The following is a 19,091-nucleotide window of genomic DNA, read 5'->3' as shown; positions in this document are numbered from 1 at the left end:
GGGATACTCCGGGATATTGCAGCCTGCTCTCACAGTTGCGTTTTCTTCTCCGTCAGCAATAATGGATGCCGTTCAAAGCGCTCCAAAGCCTTGCCATCGGGAGTAAACAAATGCGCGTCAGTCGGATCAAAACCTAGCTTAGCCGCTTCGTGTGCACGCGCCGCGCTTCCGCCGCCTGCCTCTGCCACGATCAGTCCGGTTGCACTTTCATTTTGCACATAGAGATAGGTCTCACCGCCAAGACGCTCGACGACCATGATCTCGCCTTCGAGGATACCATCGGCTGCCGGATGAAGATGTTCCGGACGAATGCCGAGAACCAGCGGTGCCCCAGCGCTTACGCCCTCGCTTTTGACAAGCGCTTTGACGAAACGTCCATTTGCAAGCTGAACCGTCACCCCATCGGCATCGACAGCACTGGCTTTGACCTCGATGAAGTTCATGGTCGGTGAACCGATAAACCCAGCCACAAAACGGTTGACCGGATGGTGATAAAGCTCCAGCGGCGATCCCACCTGCTCCACCTTCCCGTCGCGGAGAACCACGATCTTGTGTGCAAGCGTCATCGCTTCCACCTGATCATGCGTGACATAAATCATTGTCGCATTGAGCCGGTCGTGCAGACGCGCCAGTTCGATACGCATCTGCACACGCAGAGCAGCATCGAGATTGGAAAGCGGCTCATCGAACAGGAAAATCTTCGGTTCGCGCACCATGGCGCGCCCAATGGCAACACGTTGACGCTGACCGCCAGAAAGCTGTTTCGGCTTGCGGTCAAGCAATTGGTCAAGCTGCAGCGTTTTTGCAACCTCTTCCACCTTGCGATCGCGTTCGGCTTTGGCAACGCCTGCTAGTTTCAGCGCAAAGCCCATATTATCGCGCACATTCATATGCGGATAGAGCGCATAGGTCTGGAAAACCATGGCAAGACCACGCTCGTCCGGCGGCGTATCATTGATACGTTCGCCATCAATCGTGAGGTCACCGCCGGTAATTTCCTCAAGCCCGGCAATCATGCGCAGAAGCGTTGACTTGCCTGAACCGGATGGCCCGACGAAAACCACGAATTCGCGGTCTGCAATGTCGAGATCGACGCCCTTGATAACATCAATATTGCCGAAGGACTTGGTGGCGTTTTTCAGTGATAGTGTAGCCATTTCGTTCCCTTTATTTCACTGCGCCAAAGGTAAGCCCGCGCACCAACTGGCGCTGCGTGATCCATCCAAAGACAAGAATTGGCGCGATTGCGAGCGTCGAGGCTGCCGAAAGTTTTGCCCAAAACAGCCCTTCCGGTGACGAGAAGGATGCTATGAATGCAGTGAGCGGACCGGCCTGCGAAGCCGTCAGGTTCAGGCTCCAGAACGCTTCGTTCCAGCACAGGATGATGGACAGTAGCGCCGTCGATGCGATACCCGGAAGACTCAACGGTAACAGTAGGTAGCGTATCTGCTGGCCAACTTTCGCACCGTCCATACGGCTTGCTTCGAGGATTTCACCAGGGACTTCCTTGAAGAAGGAGTAGAGCATCCAGACCACAATCGGCAGGTTGGACAGGGTGAAGATGATGATGAGGCCGGTGCGTGTATCAAGAAGTCCGGTGTCACGTGCCAGAAGATAGATCGGCACCAGCACACCGACTGCAGGTAGCATCTTGGTGGACAGCATCCATAGAAGCAGGTCTTTGGTGCGCTTGCCAGGGAAGAACGCCGCTGCATAAGCCGCGGGCACCGCGATAATGAGTGAGAGAATAGTCGCGCCCAGACTTTCGACGATGCTGTTCATGGCATAGCGGAAATAATCAGCACGCTGATTGACCGCGACAAAATTCTCCAGCGTTGGCTCAAAGAACAGTTTTGGGGGCGCCACGGCGTCGATTTCGGTCTTGAATGCGGCGAGCAGCATCCAGAGGATCGGGAAGAACATTAGCAGTGCCACGATCCAGCCAATGATCCCAGCCGAGACGGCAGCCTTGTTGATCTTGCGTTTTGCAGCCATCGGTCAGCCCTCCTAATTATCCAGATTTCGTGCGACAGTCCGGATCAGGAACGCGGCAACGATGTTGGCGAGGATGATGGCGATAACACCAGCTGCGGAAGCGCCGCCTATATCCCATTGCAGGAGCGCTTTCAGATAGATGAAATAGGTAAGCGTTGTCGTGGCGATACCCGGTCCACCCGAAGTGGTGACAAGGATTTCAGCAAATACCGACAGAAGGAAGATCGTCTCGATCATGATGACGACCGAGATCGGGCGCAGCAGATGCGGCAGCACGATATAATAGAACATTACCGGGCCTTTGGCCCCGTCCAGGCGCGCCGCCTCCATCTGTTCCCGATCCAGTGACTGCATCGCCGTCATCAGGATCAGTGTCGCAAACGGCACCCATTGCCAGGATACAATTATGATGACGGAAGCCATTGGAAACTGCGAGAACCAGTCGATTACCGGCAGGCCGAAACTGCGTGAAATGAAGGCGAACAGCCCGTTCACCGGATGCATCAGCAGGTTTTTCCAGATCAGCGCGGAAACGGTCGGCATGACGAAGAACGGCGCAATGACCAGAAGCCGCGCTATGTTCTTACCCCAGAAATCCTGATCAAAGATGACTGCGAAAAGCACGCCAAAGACAACTGATATTACAAGAACCGACACGACAAGGATCAGCGTTTTGGCGATTGCTGACCATAAGGTGGGATCAGATAAAAGGAAGGAGTAGTTAGAGAAACCGGCAAAACCAGTAATGAACGGATTGATGAGATTGTAATACTGAAACGAGAACCACAGGGTCATCGCCAGCGGAACGATCATCCATAGCAGAAGCAGAATGACGGCTGGAGCGAGCAGCGGTCCAGTGCGGACACTACGACGCGACTTTGCTGCAAAGCGTGATTTTGTGCCTGCGGCCAACGCATGGTTTGCTGGCATTCGGACTTATCCTCCCCTTCCCGTTTCGGATTCGCTGCGGCGAACCTCTACGAAAATCAGGTCTGCCGCCTTCCTCCTACCGAAGGCGGCAGACCTTTATTTTACGGCTACTTGATGTAACCGGCCTGCGTCATGATCTGCTCGACCTGACGCTGCGCGCCGTCGAGCGCCGCATCTACACTCTGCTGACCTGCGACAGCCGATGAGATTGCCTGTCCAACCAGCGTGCCTATGGCCTGGAATTCAGGAATGGCCACAAACTGGATGCCAGTATAAGGGACCGGGTCCTTGGTCGGCTTTGTTGGATCGGCAGATTCGATGGCTTTCAGTACCGTATCCGCGAAGGGGGCTGCCTTCTTATATTCCTCATTGGCATAGGTGGACTGGCGTGTACCCGGAGGAACAGCAACCCAACCTTCCGACTTGCCGACGAGCTCGACATATTCCTTCGAGGTTGCCCATTTCAGGAAAGACTTCGCGGCTTCCGCCTTCTTGCTCGATGCCGGAATTGCGAGATTCCATGACCACGCCCATGAGGAACCGTTTGGCGTCACCTCGACCGGAGCCTTGGTAAAGGCAACCTTGTCGGCAACCTGGCTCTGCTTTGGATCATAGATGCGTCCGGCAGCAGACGTAGCGTCGATCCACATGGCGCAATGGCCGGTCGAGAACAGGGCCTGATTTTCGTTGAAGCCGTTCGAGGTAATTCCGGGAGGGCCTGCTTCCTTCATTAGATCGACGTAGAAGTTGATCGCCTTCTTCCATTCGTCCGAATTGATCTGAGGCTTCCAGTTTTCATCGAACCACCTGCCACCGAACGTATTGATCAGCGTACCGAGATAAGCCATGTTCTCGCCCCAGCCCGGCTTTCCGCGCAGGCAGAGACCATATTGTTCTTTGGACTTGTCGGTCAGCTTGGTCGCGAAATCCTTGATTTCCGCATAGGTTGGCGCATCGGGCATTTTGAGGCCCGCCGCGTCAAACAAGTCCTTGCGATAAAGTGTAAACGAGCTTTCGGCATAGAATGGCACAGCGTAGAGCTTGCCATCGACCGTCAGACCGGCGCGAACCGGCTTGATGAGATCGTCATAACCGTAATCATCACCGAGATCATCGACCGACAGAAGCCAGCCGGCCTTGCCCCAGATTGGCGTCTCGTAACCGCCAATGGTCAGGATATCGAACTGGCCGCTCTTGGTGGCAATATCGGTCGTGACGCGCTGACGCAACACGTTTTCTTCAAGTACAACCCAGTTGATTTTATTGCCGGTGGCTTTTTCCCATTCCGGCGACAGTTTCTGCATGATGATCATGTCACCATTATTGACCGTCGCGATAGTGAGCTCTTCCGCCCACGCAGCCCCGGCCATAACTGCAACACCTGCAGCAGACGCAATAAGCCCTGCAACATAAGACTTGGTCCGCATTTCGTCTCCTCCTTTACGAATGCATAGCAAAATTCTTACATATGTAAAATTTATGGCGCGAGCGTCCGTAGCTTGTCAAGGACGGTTTTCAATTTTGCGTTGCGAGGAGAAACGACCGCCATTGTGAACAGTTCTGAAGGCTGAAATCGCGGACATTTCCACCTGCCAAATTCACGAACCGATGTTTTAGCACATATGGATATTCACCGCATCATTCTCTGCGAACACATTTGTCTGCTTGACGTTTTGCCCCGCCTTTGACAGTTTGACCGGACTTCGCCTAGAGGAGAACAAAGGCGAGCGAAGCTGGAGGAACATCCTGAAATCGTTGAAGAAGCGGCAACCGGGGCCAGATTTTGTCCTGAGAAATCAGCACATTCCAGTTTATGCGGCGGCTTCGCAAAAAACAGCATCGTCGTGTGCATTCAACTCGCGACAACTGACGAACAGGACGTAAAGACGTGCGCAAGACAATACGCACCATGGAGGATTTTTCGGAGTTTGTTGGGCTTTCACGTCCGACGGTTTCGAAATATTTCAGCGATCCATCATCCGTCCGCCCCAAGACTCGCGAACTGATCGAAGCAGCGATCAAGCAATCCGGCTTTAGGCCTAATCTTTTCGCGGTGAACCTCAATCGACGTCGCACGACAATTTTGGGTATAATTATTCCCAATCAGCTCGATCATTTCTACATGGCGATGACGAAGCGATTGCAGTCGCTCGCAGAGCAACGCGGCTATCTTGCGATTGTTCTGTCATCCGATGGCAAGCCTGAGCTGGAAAAGCAGGCAATTGAAACTCTGCGTTCGCTCAATGTCGCAGGCGCCATCATCGCGCCGCTTGGGGAAGAGTCGCAACATTCGACACTGGCGCGCCTCGCCGATGACGTTCCAATTGTCTATGTCGACTCTCCGCTCGACAACACCTCGCCCTTTGTCGGCACCGACAATCTCAAGTCCTTTCATCTGATCGTCGACTATCTGTGCCGCTCGGGCAGCGAGCCCTGCTATTTTTCCATGCCGATGGTCAATAACAACGCTATCAAACGACAAGATGCCTATCGACAGGCCATGGAAAAGCTGGGTTATGAGCCGCGCATCATTGACCTCGAACAAAGCCGAAGCTGGGATTTCGAACGTTATGCCTTCGAGCAGACCGCGCGAATTCTGCGCGAAAAGGGACGTCTTCCGACAAGCACTGTTCTATGCTCCAATGATCGCATCGCCTTTGGCGTAACCAGCGCACTCTGGCAGGCTGGTCTGAAAATCGGCAGACTCAAGGATTGCGACGTTCGTGTCGCCGGTCACGACAATAATCCGCTATCGGAATATACGTGCCCGCCACTCACCACAGTGGCGCAGGATTATAATGAAATCGGGCGGCTGGCGATTGAGCTCTTGTTTCGAACATTGAGCGAAACAACGGATGACCGACTGGAACTGCCGGAAACACAGCGCATTTTGCTTAATGCCGAAATCAAGCTGCGTATGAGCGCATAAAAATGGCGGGTTAACCCGCCATTTTATTTCCGTAATTTAGTTCAGGCCGAGCGTGCCGCGCAGGGTAGAAAGATCTTCGGCAAGCGTGGTCACAGGACCAGCAAGTGCCTTGCGATCATCATCCGACAGCTTGTCGTAGGATTCGTAACCGTCACCCTTCTTGTACTTTGCGAGAATATCATCGACAGTCTTGAAATTGGCTTCCACCTTCTTCACGAGGTCTGGATTTTCCTTTTCCAGCAAAGGCTTGAAGAGCTCAACAATCTTCTGGGCACCATCGACATTGGCCTTGAAATCCCAAAGATCGGTGTGACTGTAACGGTCTTCCTCGCCGGAAATCTTGGTTGCAGCTACTTCTTCCAGCAAGGCAGCGGCACCACCGACGACCTTTTCCGGCGGAACAGTCAGGTCTTTTACGCGCTTCTGGAGTTCCAGCACATCTGCATAGAGCTTGTCAGCAATCGGAGCGAGTCCTTCAGTCGAATTCTGCGCAAACAGGCCATATTCGATGCGGTGAAACCCGGTGAAATCTTCCGACTTCTCACCATTTTCATGGTCATCGGCACGGCTGTCGATCGAAGCGTCAAGATCAGCGAAAAGCTCGGCAATAGGCTCGATCTTTTCATACGAAACGCGCGTAGAAGGATAAAGCCCTTTGGCCTTTTCGAGATCACCTGCCTTGACCGCGTCGGTGAAAGCCTTGGTGTCCTTTACCAGAACGTCGAGGTTTTCCTGCACATAGACTTTGTAGTCAGCGATCGGCTGAACGAGGTCCAGCGGTGAAACTTCGGCCTTGGCTGCGCCGAAGCTGAGCGTGAGGGCAACGGCACATGCCGATGCGAGCCCAGATACATACAATGGCAGACGATACTTCATATTTAGCCTCTCCAGATAAAGCGCATCGCGGGAAATGCGCGTTAAATCAAAAACTTGAGATGCGATCCTCACCCGCGTGCATTTTGCGGACCGCTTGCCTCCAAAAGTGCGCGCGCGTAATAGTCCTTGTTATCCTGAACACCCGGCAACGCGAAGAAATACCCGCCTCCAATCGGTTTCAGGTATTCTTCCAATGGCTCGCCGTTGAGCCGGTTCTGAACCGTGATGAAGCCCTTTTCCAAATCAGCCTGATAGGCGATGAAGAGGAGACCCATATCAAGCTGGCCAGACTTGCTGACGCCGTTGGAATAGTTGAATGGCCGACGCAGAATGAGGTGCTGCTCGGCATTGGCATCGCGCGGATTCGCCAAACGAATATGCGAGTCGAGCGGCGTCACCTTGCCATCCGCATCCTTCGCATAATCGGGAACATCGGCTTCGGTCTTGCCGTCGAACGGCGCGCCGCTATCTTTGCGACGTCCGAAAATGGCTTCCTGCTCCTGAAGTGGCGTGCGATCCCAGCGTTCGACGAAATTGCGAATAATGCGTACAGCCATATAGCTGCCATTCATCGCCCAGTCCGGCTCTTCATTTTGCTTCTGCACCCAGACGATGCGATTCATTAATGCATCGTCGGCGGAATCCGGATTGGCGGACCCGTCGCGGAAGCCGAGGAAGTTTCGGGCGCTTTCCTTAGCTCGAGGCGAATGTGGCGGCTGCACCGGAACTGTGCCTTCCTGTTTCCACCGAACCATCAGAAGATCAGGCATATTCTTCATGATGTCGCGCAGCGCATGGATGTTCGTGTCCGGCGTATTGGAACAAAACTGAATAACGATATCCCCGTGGCAGATGTCCTTCTGCAAGGCGTCGTTGGGGAAGCCGGTCATGCGTTGCAGAAGTTTCGGCTTCAACGGCTTCAAACCGAAACGATCATCGAACAGGGATGAGCCAAGCGCGATCGTAACCGTGAGATTGTCCGGCGTGACGACAGGTCCGAGAATGCCAGAATCCGATGGCGGAAACTTCGCATCGAGTTCCGGCGGCTCCCCACCCTTCATCAAGAATTCGGTCCGCTCGGTCAGCAGCTTGAACATGCGCTCGAGTTCAGCGCGGTCACGCGCCAGCACATCGAAGGAAGCGACCAGACCGGCGGCGGGTCGCGGCGTAACAATACCCGGCTGGTGCTTTCCGTAAAAAGGCTGGTTTTCGTGAAGCTTTTCGCTTTCCGGCGCATTGGTCACGCTTTCCGAAGAAAGAGCATGGGCCGCCTGCGGGGCAAGCACACCTGCGACGGCTCCGGCAACCCCGGTTGCACCAGCCCCGAGGAGCAGTGCACGGCGGCCAGCTGAAACAGGTTCTTCAGTGGTAATCTTATCAGTTTTGAAAAATTTTCTGGTCATCAATCTACCCCAAGCTGATCGCGGAGTTTCGTAAACTGTGCAGCGAGTTGAGCCGCACCTTCCTTCATTTTCGCCTTTTCATCAGACGACAGAGCATCGTACGCTTTGTAGCTGTTGCCTTCGGCCCCTGTATCAAGCAGCGCCTTGATCGAAGCCGCATCCTTGTCGATGCCTTCAAAGGCTTTCGGATCAGCCTTTGAAACGATGGGGCGCAGGACATCGGCAGTCTTTCCGGAACCTTCCAGGAGGCCAGACAAAGCCTGCAGATCGGTGTGCGCATAACGGTCTTCACCGGCATCAGACGCGGTCGAAGCAAAACGGTTCAACGCGGAAGCAGTGCCCGCCATCATGCGATCCGGTGAAATGCGAAGCCCGCGAATGCGCTCTTTCAATGCAGTAGTATCCTGCTCGAGCTTGCCAGCAACAAGCGCCAGTCCATCGACGGATTTCTGTTCGAACAAACCGTATTCGATACGGTGCAAACCACCGAACGCAGGGTCCTGCTCACGCTTTTCAAAATAATCGGCGCGAGCATTGATAGCTGTATCAAGATCGGAGAACGCCTCCGAGACAGGAGCAATGCGCGCATAGGCTTCACGCGCCGGACCGTAAGCCGCTTGTGCGGCCTCAAGGTTACCACTCGCTATTGCCGTGGAAAGTGCCGCAACAGCTTTTTGGAATTCAGCGACCTCTGTGGTCAGATAAATCTGATATTCGGCTAGCGCACCAATGAAAGCGGTAAGCGGAAGCTTGCCCTTTTCCGCCTCGCTGGCAGCAGTCGCAGTTACGGTCAGCTTGCCGCGCGGATTGGAAAGGAGCCCACAGGTAATCTGGTATTCGCCGGGTGTCAGCTTGGCGGTTATGGTCTGCTTGAAGCCAGGCGCAATATTTTCGCGCTCTTCCAGAACCATCACACCGTCAAGGATTTCCCACTCGACCGTCCGGTCCGACTTATTGACGATTTCAAATACCGACCGCCCGGCCGGAACCGTCAGTTCGTTCGGCTCGCAGCTTTTTGCGTTGATCGCGACCTGTATTTTGTCACCGGCTTCTGCATGGCGGGCTTTGTCCGACACTCGGGATGCATAATAAAACGCAGCACCAGCGGCGAGCAGCAACAGCACGGCGAGGGCAAGTCCTATGCGGACCAGATTGCGCGACATGGGTTCAGCGGGTTTCGGATTCGTCATTGAAATCTCTTTTACTGTGCGCTTGTTTTGGCCTGGCTTGCGGTTGCCGGTGCACTGGCTGGCATCAGGAACAGGATGAGCGCCGGAACGAGGAAAGCGACATAGGCGACCACTTCACTGACGGTCGGCGTTGCGATGTAACCGAACACACCCGCCAGAACCGAGCCAAGCGTGCTGTCGAGTGGCAGAACATCGCTCATATCGAAAACAACCGTCTGGAAATGGTTCCAGATACCAGCTTCGTGCAGCGCCATGACAGAATTGGCGAGAATGCCCGCCGCGATGATCAAAATGAAAACACCGGTCCAGCGGAAGAAGCGACGAAGGTTCAGCTTCAAGCCACCTTTAAAGATGCCGTAGCCAACAGCGACCGCCAGCAAAACACCGAGAAGCGCGCCAAGCGGTGCTGCGGGCCCTTCGCTCTGCTGAAAAGCCGCTAACAGAAAGAAGACCGATTCCAGTCCCTCACGTGCGACGGCGAAGAACACCATCAGAATGAGACCGAAGCCTTTGTGCGTTGATGTCTGAAAGGCTGCATCGATGGAGTGATGCAGTTCCGACTTGATGGAGCGTGCGGCCTTGCGCATCCAGAACACCATTGAGGTCAGTACAACAACGGCAATAAGACCAATAATGGCTTCGAAAAGCTCCTGCGCTTTCTGCGGGAATTCCGCACTCAGAAGCTGCAGGATAGCGCCAACGGTAAGCGACATAGCCAGAGCAAGCAAAATGCCGATCCAGACTACGGGCATCCATGCGCTACGCCCGGTCTGGTGAAGATAACTGGCTATAATACCGACGATCAGCGCTGCTTCAACGCCTTCGCGGAACATGATGAGAAAAGGTACGAGCATTCCGACTATCCAAAAGACAGAGAAATCGGCCTGTCCCTTGGTCGCTTCTCTTCAAACCCGGCACGAAGCCTTCGCCATTTGGTCATCTTTTATATCTGCGGAGCCGGCGCTGCAAGTTAAATGAAGTTGACCAGCACGGGAATGTTTTAGAATTATTCTAACTATTTCAGGAGCTTATGGGTCCGTTAGTTAGTAAGGAATGATAGTCTGCCAAGTTCAGAGGTGATTGCATAAGTCATTGAAAATACACTGAAGACATGGTCATAACACGATTAAACATCGGTTGACTGCATGCTGAAATCAAACCGGTCTAGGTTTCAAATCCCTCGGGCAAACCTGCTTTCCCGGCTTGCAACGGATTCAGCCTGACATAATCAGCCTTCAAATCTTCAGATGTCTTACGACTGCCATCATGGCTCCAGCCGGGAGGCGCGATCATATACATCAGGCGCTGCCGCAAGGTGAGACCTGACGAGAATACGTCCTTGAACATACCGACCCATTCGTGAAATGCGACACGCACCGGATTGAATGTGCCAACATTTTTCACGATACCATAGCGCGGCATATCTTCCGGCAACTCCTCCACGAAGGTGCCGAACATACGATCCCAGACAATCAGCGTACCTGCGTAATTCGCGTCAAGATAACGCGGATTGGTCGCATGGTGTACGCGGTGATGCGACGGGGTGTTGAAGATGAACTCGATAGGCTTCGGCAGTTTGCCGACGGCTTCCGTGTGAATCCAGAATTGATAGATAAGATTGAACCCATAGACAAAAGCGATCACTGCAGGGTGAAATCCGAGCAATACCATCGGCACCTGCAACACGAACATGCCCGTCATCTGTCCGGTCCACGACTGACGCAGCGCCGTCGTCAGATTATAGTGCTGACTGGAGTGGTGGTTGACGTGTTCCGCCCAGACCCAGCGCACACGATGCGCAATCCGGTGATAGCAGTAATAGCGCAAATCATCGAAGATGAAGGCGATCACGAACACCCACCAATACAGGCCGAGATCAAAAAAGCGGAACTGCCAGACCCACAACAAAGCTGTTACGGACACGAAGCCGAGCAACAAGCCTGCCGCAACATTGCCCGCCCCCATGAGCAGGCTTGTAAAGGCGTCTTTCGTTTCAAATTCGCCCTTGCGCTGCCAATAGCGGATAGCCACGAGCTCAATCAGAATTCCCAGCACATAAAGCGGGATCGCAACACGCGTCACATCGAAAAATACCGGATTGCTATCCATGCGGGCTCACCTCCCTAGACGAACCTGAAAGCCAGAATATCACTCTTTCCCGATCCGCAGCGTTTCTGAAAAGGAATCGTGCTTTGGGCCAGGTAAAATCCTTCATATGCAATATCAGTTCGGTATCGCCCTTATCCTCAAGAGCAAGGATATCTGCGGCGGTCATGCATCGCGTCAGAAAGCGGTCCCCGACACTATGGACGAGCCCTGCAGATGCGCCACACAACGGGAAAAATGCGGTGCGACGATCATCCGTATAACAAATCTCACTGATTTCGATCTCGGGATAGTCAAGATGAAAGCGCGTTCTGACACTTTCGTCGTCGGGAAGAATGCTGCGTTTCAGCCCCCCACCCAGAAAATGAATTAACAGAACGCCGAGGCCTATGCCGGCGACAACCATAAGCAGAAGCAGCCGCAAATCCATGAAATCTCCCATTCGCAGCGATGCCAGTAGTTCCCGAAGACATCCTAGCCATCAGCCAGTGCGAATACATCCCAAAACTTTGCAGGCTGATTTGCGAGTCGCACCGACTTGCCATTTGCAACGGGAGATTGTTTCGATTTGGAGCACGCCACAGGCACCACAGGATACAAATGCTGACCAATAAGCCGGAGAACGCAGCCGGAACCCGAAAAGTTTCAGAATTTTCCGAAATGGTCAAAAATTTCGTGTTTCAGGGGTTGAAGATTGGAGCAAGGTGATACATATCACAGTCACTTACCGCTGTGCCTCCTCCCATTGCGCGCGGTAAGTGTTCCCCTCTGGAGGTTTGCCCAATGTGGCACCTTCATAACTTAGCCGGACTTCCCAGTCCGGCTCTTTTTTTGCCCACATTTCTGGCTCCCTCCTCTTTTCACCAAAAATGCGCAACTTGTACAAATCGCTGTTTTAAAAACACTAATTCAAAAAACTCAGCTTTTTCAAAATCGCACTTCTGCGTATTAACTTATTTTCAGTTAATCAGCAAAATACACTTGGGTACGACACAAAAAAGCGCCGCGTTTCCGCGGCGCTTTCCATCGACTGACCTACATTTTATTTCAGCCGTAGGCTGCTACTGGTGGGCAAGAGCAGATGAGGTTTCTGTCACCGCCGACATTGTCAACACGACTGACCGGCGGCCAATATTTTGCCGTCGTGTCGAATTCACCGCCGAGGCTAATCGCCGGGAAAACCGCTTCCTCACGCGTGTAAGGATGCGTCCATTCACTGGCCAGCGTATCGCCTGCCGTGTGCGGTGCGTTGGCAAGAGGATTGTCATCCTGCGGCCAGACACCATCGGCAATCTTCTTCGCCTCACCAGCAATGGCAATCATCGCGTCGCAAAGACGGTCGATTTCCGACTTCGGCTCGGATTCCGTCGGCTCGATCATCAGCGTACCCGCAACCGGCCAGGACATGGTCGGCGCATGGAAACCATAGTCGATCAGGCGCTTGGCCACATCTTCCACGGTTACGCCCGCGCTATCCTTCAGAACACGCGTATCCACGATGCACTCATGCGCCACCCGATCATGCGCGCCGGTATAAAGGATCGGATATGCGTCCTTCAGACGATACGCGATATAGTTGGCGTTGAGGATTGCAGCCTCGGTTGCCTTCTTGAGACCCGCGCCGCCCATCATGCGGATATACATCCACGTAATGACCAGAATGGACGCGCTGCCGAACGGTGCAGCCGAAACAGCGTGCTTGGAACCGAGGTCGACATGCCCCGGCAGATAAGGCACCAGATGCTTTGCAACGCCAATCGGACCAACACCCGGACCGCCGCCGCCATGTGGGATGCAGAAGGTCTTGTGCAGGTTCATGTGGCAAACATCGGCGCCAATGTCGCAAGGGCGAGCAAGGCCGACGAGTGCATTGAGGTTTGCTCCGTCGAAATAGACCTGACCGCCATTGTCATGGACGATTTCACAGAAAGCCTTGATGCCTTCTTCGAACACGCCATAGGTCGACGGATAGGTGATCATGAAGGCGGCGAGATTATCGCGATGCTTCTCGGCCTTGGCCTTGAGATCGTCGATATCGATATCGCCATCCGGACGGCAATTGACCACGACAACGCTCATGCCTGCCATCGAGGCGCTGGCCGGATTGGTGCCATGCGCAGACGATGGGATCAGGCAGATGTTGCGATGACCTTCGCCACGCGACTGGTGATAATGACGGATGGCCAAGAGACCAGCATATTCGCCCTGACTGCCAGCATTTGGCTGCAACGATACACCTGCAAAGCCGGTGACTTCGCAAAGCCATGCTTCGACGTCAGATGTCATCTTCGCATAGCCTTCGGTTTGTGCCGCAGGCGCGAACGGATGCAGGTTTGCAACCGTATTCCAGCTCACCGGCATCATTTCTGCCGCCGCATTGAGCTTCATGGTGCAGGAGCCGAGCGGGATCATCGCGCGGTCAAGCGCCAGATCCTTGTCTGCCAGACGACGCAGGAAGCGCATCATCTCGGTTTCGGAACGATGCGAGTGGAATACATCCTGCGTCAGGAAGCCCTCACCGCGCGCGTCGCCCGGAACGAGAACCGCGTCGCCTTCGACAGCCTTCGCGCCGAAAAGAACAGCCAGTGCGGCCAGATCGTCTTCGGTCGAGGTTTCATCGAAAGTCACGCCAACCGTGTCCGCATCGATGATGCGGAGCAGACGACCGCCCTTGTCGGCTTCATCGGCAATCTTCGCAGCCTTACCGGCAACTTTAATCGTCACCGTATCGAACAGGCTATCGCCTGCGATCTCGACACCAGCAGCCTTGAGGCCAGCCGCAAAGCGTGCAGCAAGACCAGCAACACGCGTTGCAATAGCCTGCAAACCAGCAGGACCGTGCCAGATCGCGAAGGATGCGGCCATATTGGCGAGCAGTGCCTGCGCGGTACAGATGTTCGAGGTCGCCTTGTCGCGACGGATATGCTGTTCGCGGGTCTGGAGCGCCAGACGATAGGCTGCACGGCCATGCGCATCGACCGACTGACCGACGATGCGGCCCGGAATGATGCGGGTCAGAGGTTCCGACACCGCCAGATATGCGGCATGTGGACCACCGAAGCCCATCGGCACGCCGTAACGCTGCATGGAGCCTACAGCCATGTCGGCGCCCCAACTGGCTGGCGCTTCCATGATGGTCAGTGCCAACGGATCAGCAACTGCGATAACCAGTGTGCCTTTAGCCTTCGCATCGGCGATGACCTTGCCGAAATCGCCATAGACGCCACGCGTATCCGGCCACGGCACGACGATGGCAGCGGTATTGTCATCGACAGTGCTGCCAGTTTCGATCTCCCAGCCAAGCGGTTCGGCGCGGGTGTTGATCACGTCAACACTCTGCGGATGCAGTTCGCCAGCAAGCAAGATACGGCTGCGCTTGTCGCGGTGATGACGGCAGGCAACGCCTATAGCTTCGGCAACTGCGGTCGCTTCATCGAGAAGCGAGGCGCAAGCAACCGGCAGGCCGGTCAGTTCAGCAACCAGCGTCTGGAAGTGGAAAAGAAGCTCGAGGCGGCCCTGGCTGATTTCCGACTGGTACGGCGTGTAGGCCGTGTACCAGGCCGGATTTTCAAACAGGTTGCGCTGAATGACAGGCGGTGTTTCCACACCATGATAGCCCGCACCGATGAAGCTCTTCTTCACCACATTGCGGCCCATGATTTCATTGAGCTCCGCAAGCGCTGCATGTTCGCTCAAAGCAGCGGGCAAATCGAGCGCGAGATTCAAACGAATAGATGCGGGAACCGCCTGGGTGATAAGGGTTTCCATGGAAGGAAGGCCGAGCGCTGCAAGCATTGCGCGCTCGTCTTCCAATCTTGGCCCGATATGACGGGCAACAAAGGGAAGAACCTGCTGCGTCATTTGTTTACCCTACCAGTTTGTCGTAACCGGCCTTGTCGAGCAGGCCGGAGAGCTGGCCTTCGTCGGAAAGCTTCAGCTTGAAAAGCCAGCCTTCGCCTTCTGCGGCCTGATTGATAAGAGCCGGATCGCTTGCAACGGCTTCGTTGACTTCGACCACTTCGCCATCAACCGGCGCGTAAACGTCGGAAGCGGCCTTGACCGATTCCACAACCACGATGCCTTCGCCTTTCGTGGCCGTGCGGCCGACGTCCGGCAGCTCGACGAAAACGAGGTCACCCAGTTGTTCCTGTGCGTGGATCGTAATGCCAACAGTGGCAACGCCGTTTTCGACGCTGATCCACTCGTGATCTTCGGTGAACAGGATATTGGCCATGGAAATCATCCTTTGCGATAGCGATGCGGAGTGAAGGGAAGCGCCGAAACGTCAACGGGAACCTTGTTGCCGCGAACGTCAGCGAAAACACGTGTGCCGGGGGTAGCGAGACTTGCCTCGACATAGCCCATGGCAACCGGGAATCCTGCCGATGGACCGAACCCACCGGAAGTAACAGTGCCGATCTGGCGACCGGATTCATCAAAGAGGTCAGCTCCACCGCGGACCGGCTGGCGGCCTTCAGGCTTCAGGCCGACGCGCTTGGCAGATGCGCCCTTGGCGATCGCGTCCAGCACAGCCTTTGCGCCGTTGAACGCAGCCTTTTCGCGCACAGGCTTGGCAATTGCCCAAGTGAGACCCGCCGAAACAGGATCGGTTTCCGGCGTTATGTCCTGACCGTGCAGGCAGAGACCGGCTTCAAGGCGCAGACTGTCGCGAGCGGCAAGACCAATCCATTCGACGCGCTCGTCGGCAAGCAGTTTCGTTGCAAGTACACGAGCTTCATCAGCAGGCAGGCCGATTTCAAAACCGTCTTCGCCGGTATAGCCCGAACGGGTCATGAACCAACCAGCTTTGGGCTCAAAGCCGCTCATAAAACTGAGTTCTGCGCCAGCCAAACCTGCATCATTAATGACGCTTTCGGCTTCCGGACCCTGAATAGCCAGAAAAACGCGATCCAGTGGATTGACCGTTACATCCTTGCCAGATGCTGCTTCATTGAGATGCTCAATATCGGCATCGGCGTTGCCCGCGTTGGCAACAACCATGAAACGGTCTTCGCCAAGACGCGTGACGATAAGATCGTCAAGAACGCCGCCCTTGTCATTGAGGAAGAAAGTGTATTTCGACTGGCCGGTTTTCAGAGACGATGGATCAAGCGGACAGGTTTCGGCCAGAAGTGCGATAGCATCTGCGCCCGAAACGTCGATCAGCTTCATATGTGAAATATCGAAGAGGCCAACATGCTGGCGCGTGTGAAGATGTTCCTTCATCACGCCCAGCGGATAGGTGATCGGCATGTTCCAGCCAGCAAAGCCGCCGAAGCGCGCGCCAGCTTCTTCATGCAAATCCTGCAATGGCAGGGTATTCAAGTGTGCGGTATCGCCCATAACAACTCCAGAGTCGCACGTGTGCCTCCGCAAAATGCGGTTGCTTCGTGCCCCTCTGTCTCAGGCCTGAGAGACTCGCATAGCTGAAAGCTACACTTACACCTTCGGCGCAGGGTTTCCCCCGACTTTCCAGAGTTGTCTTACCCGTCTGCGGTTCCTTGTACCTGAGAGATTTCGGGCGATTTCCCCTTCGGCGACCAGTTGGCGCTCTCCCGCAGACAGACAGTGTAAGAACGTCACATGATATGGCGTCCCGACACCCGACGAAACTCCCTTAACCCAATCCGGCGCGCAAGTCATGTGGAATTGTTGTCTCTAACCGACTATATCCCGGACTTTTGCGACAAAATCTAAAGCTGACAGGAGGTTCAGATTTATACTCTATTATACAAGCATATTGCAGCATAGACGAGACCGTACATTTAACCGGTAACCAAAACCGTTGGCCGTACCGCTCTCCACCACATTTTGTGGAGGATTTTTCCGACCGGCAAATTTTTAAAGAAGTTTTAACCAGTTAGCCGCCCAAGCAACTGAATTCTGGCGATTTCCCCACTTGGACAGATGATTGTGATCGCATGATGACCAAGCTGCGCAGAAGCCGTGCAACTGACAAGCTTTAACGCATTGCAGCTATGCAAATCTGTCTCTCCAATTCGAAATGCTTCGAGCCTATATGCTGTTTGCAACAAAGAGATAAGATTTTACTAGGTGAGAGAAATGAACCTGATCCGCTCGTACAACAACTGGCGCCGTTACCGTAACACCGTAAACGAACTGAGCCGCCTGAGCCCACGTGAACTGAACGACCTTGGCATCCTGCCTTCGGAAATCCCGTTCGTCGCACGCAAGGCCGCTGCTCGCTAATAGCACCTTCGGAAGGCATCGGCCTTCTTCAAGGATCGCGAATCTCTATAACCGCGCGGTCCTACAGTTTTCCCAATATCACCGGGGTGTTTTCTCCTCCTCCCATTCCCTCGGTGATTCAAGACCGGATATCCTCCTCCCAAGTCCGGTCTTCCCCATAAAACACCCGTCGCCTCCTCCCGCGACGGGTGTTTTCGTTTGTGGAGTGTTTAAACTTCTTGCGAGGCGAGCCTCGCCGCACCGCGCCTGTCGAACGCAGCCGAGATTGCGAAGACGACCAGGCCGGACAATGCGAGCAACGCACCGACCGTACCCGTCGATGTCCAGCCATAACCCCATGCAACCGCCAGCCCGCCGAGCCATGCTCCCAACGCATTGGCAAGATTAAGGGCGGAATGGTTGAGGGCTGCGGCCAACGTCTGTGCGTCCGCCGCCACATCCATCAGGCGCGTCTGCAAGGCAGGGACGAGCGCAAATCCACCTCCGACCAGAAGCACGTTCAAAAATGCTGTCACCGGATGCTGCATGAGGATGGGGAATACCAGCATGACTGCCATATCATAGAGCAGCACCAAGCCAACCGTTCCCATGACAGAGCGATCCGTCAGTCGCGACCCCACTATATTGCCAAGCACCATGCCGAGGCCGAACATCGCGAAGACGAAAGGCATCCATTTCACATCGACATGCGAAACCTCGGTGACTGTCGCCGCAACATAGGTAAAGACCGAAAATAGGCCACCAGTGCCAATGGCACCGATTCCGAGCGTCAGCCAGACCTGCTTGCGGCGAAATGCTCCCAGTTCGCGCAAGGGTGACGCTCCCGCGTCCGCAGGTTGTTTGGGCACATAGATCGCGACCAGCACCATAGTCAGGATTGCAATCAAGCCAACCGACCCGAACATTGCACGCCATCCGGCGATCTGACCGAGAGAAGTCGCAAGCGGCGTCCCGCACAATGTGGCAATAGTCAGCCCCATCATGACCCGCCCTACAGCCTGAGCACGTTTGCCCGGTTCCGCCAATGATGCAGCGACAAGCGAAGCCACGCCGAAATAGGCTCCGTGGGGAAAACCCGCAACGAAGCGCATCATGTAAAGACCGCCATAGTCCTGCATGAATGCGCTTGCGAGATTACCGAAAGCGAACAGACCCATAAGCAGGAAGAGGAGTTTGCGGCGGTCGAGCCTTGCGCCAATCACGGCCAGCACCGGCGCGCCGATCAGAACACCAAGCGCATAAGAACTGATGAGATGGCCGCCTTGCGGAATGGTCACATTAAGATCGCGAGCGATATCGGGCAACAGCGCCATAATCGCGAATTCACCGGTGCCTATACCGAAGCCGCCGATGGCAAGCGCCAGTTCCGCCAATCGTGCAGACGAACGCGGCGAAGTTTCCGGCGATGAAGCCGAAGGTTGAATTTTGGACATGAATGGGCCTGAAGGGAAT

16 protein-coding genes and 1 riboswitch are annotated in these 19,091 nt (G+C 54.7%); of the genes, 2 read left to right on the top strand and 14 right to left on the bottom strand.

Annotated features, from left to right (window positions below):
- Positions 1–29: 29 nt before the first annotated feature.
- The 4 genes from HWX93_RS14355 to HWX93_RS14340 all read right to left on the bottom strand — a co-directional run bounded on the left by HWX93_RS14355 (position 30) and on the right by HWX93_RS14340 (position 4,352).
- Complete coding sequence (locus HWX93_RS14355) at positions 30–1,157, bottom strand: ABC transporter ATP-binding protein (protein WP_176037707.1); 1,128 nt, start codon at positions 1,155–1,157, stop codon at positions 30–32.
- 10 nt (positions 1,158–1,167) lie between these two features.
- Positions 1,168–1,995 carry a carbohydrate ABC transporter permease gene (locus tag HWX93_RS14350; RefSeq protein WP_176037706.1) on the bottom strand — a complete coding sequence of 276 codons (828 nt, stop codon included), beginning with the start codon at positions 1,993–1,995 and terminating at the stop codon, positions 1,168–1,170.
- A gap of 12 nt (positions 1,996–2,007) precedes the next feature.
- Positions 2,008–2,925, bottom strand: a complete 918-nt coding sequence (locus HWX93_RS14345) for a carbohydrate ABC transporter permease (protein ID WP_061347018.1) — start codon at positions 2,923–2,925, stop codon at positions 2,008–2,010.
- A gap of 107 nt (positions 2,926–3,032) precedes the next feature.
- Positions 3,033–4,352, bottom strand: coding sequence for an ABC transporter substrate-binding protein (locus HWX93_RS14340; protein WP_061347017.1), 1,320 nt, complete (start codon positions 4,350–4,352; stop codon positions 3,033–3,035).
- Positions 4,353–4,834: 482 nt separating this feature from the next.
- Here HWX93_RS14340 and HWX93_RS14335 point away from each other — a divergent pair, with 482 nt between their 5' ends.
- The gene (locus tag HWX93_RS14335) at positions 4,835–5,854 is read left to right on the top strand and encodes a LacI family DNA-binding transcriptional regulator (RefSeq protein WP_176037816.1); all 1,020 of its coding nucleotides are present in this window, start codon (positions 4,835–4,837) and stop codon (positions 5,852–5,854) included.
- Between the two features lie 36 nt (positions 5,855–5,890).
- On the opposite strand, the gene efeO (HWX93_RS14330) is transcribed toward HWX93_RS14335, so the two are convergent.
- The 9 genes from efeO (HWX93_RS14330) to gcvT form a co-directional block, all read right to left on the bottom strand.
- A complete protein-coding gene (gene efeO / locus HWX93_RS14330; RefSeq protein WP_176037705.1) occupies positions 5,891–6,730 on the bottom strand; it encodes an iron uptake system protein EfeO in 840 nt (279 codons plus the stop codon).
- Between the two features lie 68 nt (positions 6,731–6,798).
- Positions 6,799–8,133 carry an iron uptake transporter deferrochelatase/peroxidase subunit gene (gene efeB / locus HWX93_RS14325; protein ID WP_176037704.1) on the bottom strand — a complete coding sequence of 445 codons (1,335 nt, stop codon included), beginning with the start codon at positions 8,131–8,133 and terminating at the stop codon, positions 6,799–6,801.
- Positions 8,133–9,323, bottom strand: a complete 1,191-nt coding sequence (efeO, locus tag HWX93_RS14320) for an iron uptake system protein EfeO (protein ID WP_176037703.1) — start codon at positions 9,321–9,323, stop codon at positions 8,133–8,135. Before efeO (HWX93_RS14320) ends, efeB begins: the two co-directional genes overlap by 1 nt.
- A gap of 11 nt (positions 9,324–9,334) precedes the next feature.
- Entirely contained in the window at positions 9,335–10,177 is an 843-nt protein-coding gene (gene efeU, locus HWX93_RS14315) for an iron uptake transporter permease EfeU (RefSeq protein WP_176037702.1), read from the bottom strand.
- Between the two features lie 310 nt (positions 10,178–10,487).
- Positions 10,488–11,432: a sterol desaturase family protein gene (locus tag HWX93_RS14310; protein WP_176037701.1), complete on the bottom strand. Its 945-nt coding sequence runs from the start codon at positions 11,430–11,432 to the stop codon at positions 10,488–10,490.
- Complete coding sequence (locus HWX93_RS14305; RefSeq protein ID WP_235969111.1) at positions 11,425–11,859, bottom strand: hypothetical protein; 435 nt, start codon at positions 11,857–11,859, stop codon at positions 11,425–11,427. The genes HWX93_RS14310 and HWX93_RS14305 overlap by 8 nt, the downstream gene beginning before the upstream one ends.
- Positions 11,860–12,476: 617 nt before the next feature.
- Positions 12,477–15,290, bottom strand: a complete 2,814-nt coding sequence (gcvP, locus tag HWX93_RS14300) for an aminomethyl-transferring glycine dehydrogenase (RefSeq protein WP_176037699.1) — start codon at positions 15,288–15,290, stop codon at positions 12,477–12,479.
- A gap of 4 nt (positions 15,291–15,294) precedes the next feature.
- Entirely contained in the window at positions 15,295–15,663 is a 369-nt protein-coding gene (gcvH, locus tag HWX93_RS14295; RefSeq protein WP_010659049.1) for a glycine cleavage system protein GcvH, read from the bottom strand.
- Positions 15,664–15,668: 5 nt separating this feature from the next.
- Positions 15,669–16,772 carry a glycine cleavage system aminomethyltransferase GcvT gene (gene gcvT / locus HWX93_RS14290; protein WP_176037698.1) on the bottom strand — a complete coding sequence of 368 codons (1,104 nt, stop codon included), beginning with the start codon at positions 16,770–16,772 and terminating at the stop codon, positions 15,669–15,671.
- A 141-nt stretch (positions 16,773–16,913) separates the two neighbouring features.
- A riboswitch (glycine riboswitch) is annotated at positions 16,914–16,997 on the bottom strand.
- Between the two features lie 495 nt (positions 16,998–17,492).
- On the opposite strand from gcvT, the gene HWX93_RS14285 reads away from it, so the two are divergent.
- Positions 17,493–17,639 (top strand): DUF1127 domain-containing protein, encoded by a 147-nt coding sequence (locus tag HWX93_RS14285; RefSeq protein ID WP_002965914.1) that lies wholly within the window; start codon positions 17,493–17,495, stop codon positions 17,637–17,639.
- A 209-nt stretch (positions 17,640–17,848) separates the two neighbouring features.
- Here the strand turns inward: HWX93_RS14285 and HWX93_RS14280 are convergent, their stop codons facing one another.
- Positions 17,849–19,072, bottom strand: coding sequence for an MFS transporter (locus HWX93_RS14280; protein WP_176037697.1), 1,224 nt, complete (start codon positions 19,070–19,072; stop codon positions 17,849–17,851).
- Between the last annotated feature and the right edge of the window lie 19 nt (positions 19,073–19,091).

Origin of the sequence: Brucella tritici (assembly GCF_902825325.1) — a bacterium.
Lineage (GTDB): Bacteria > Pseudomonadota > Alphaproteobacteria > Rhizobiales > Rhizobiaceae > Brucella.
This window is presented reverse-complemented; position numbering and strand designations above follow the sequence as displayed.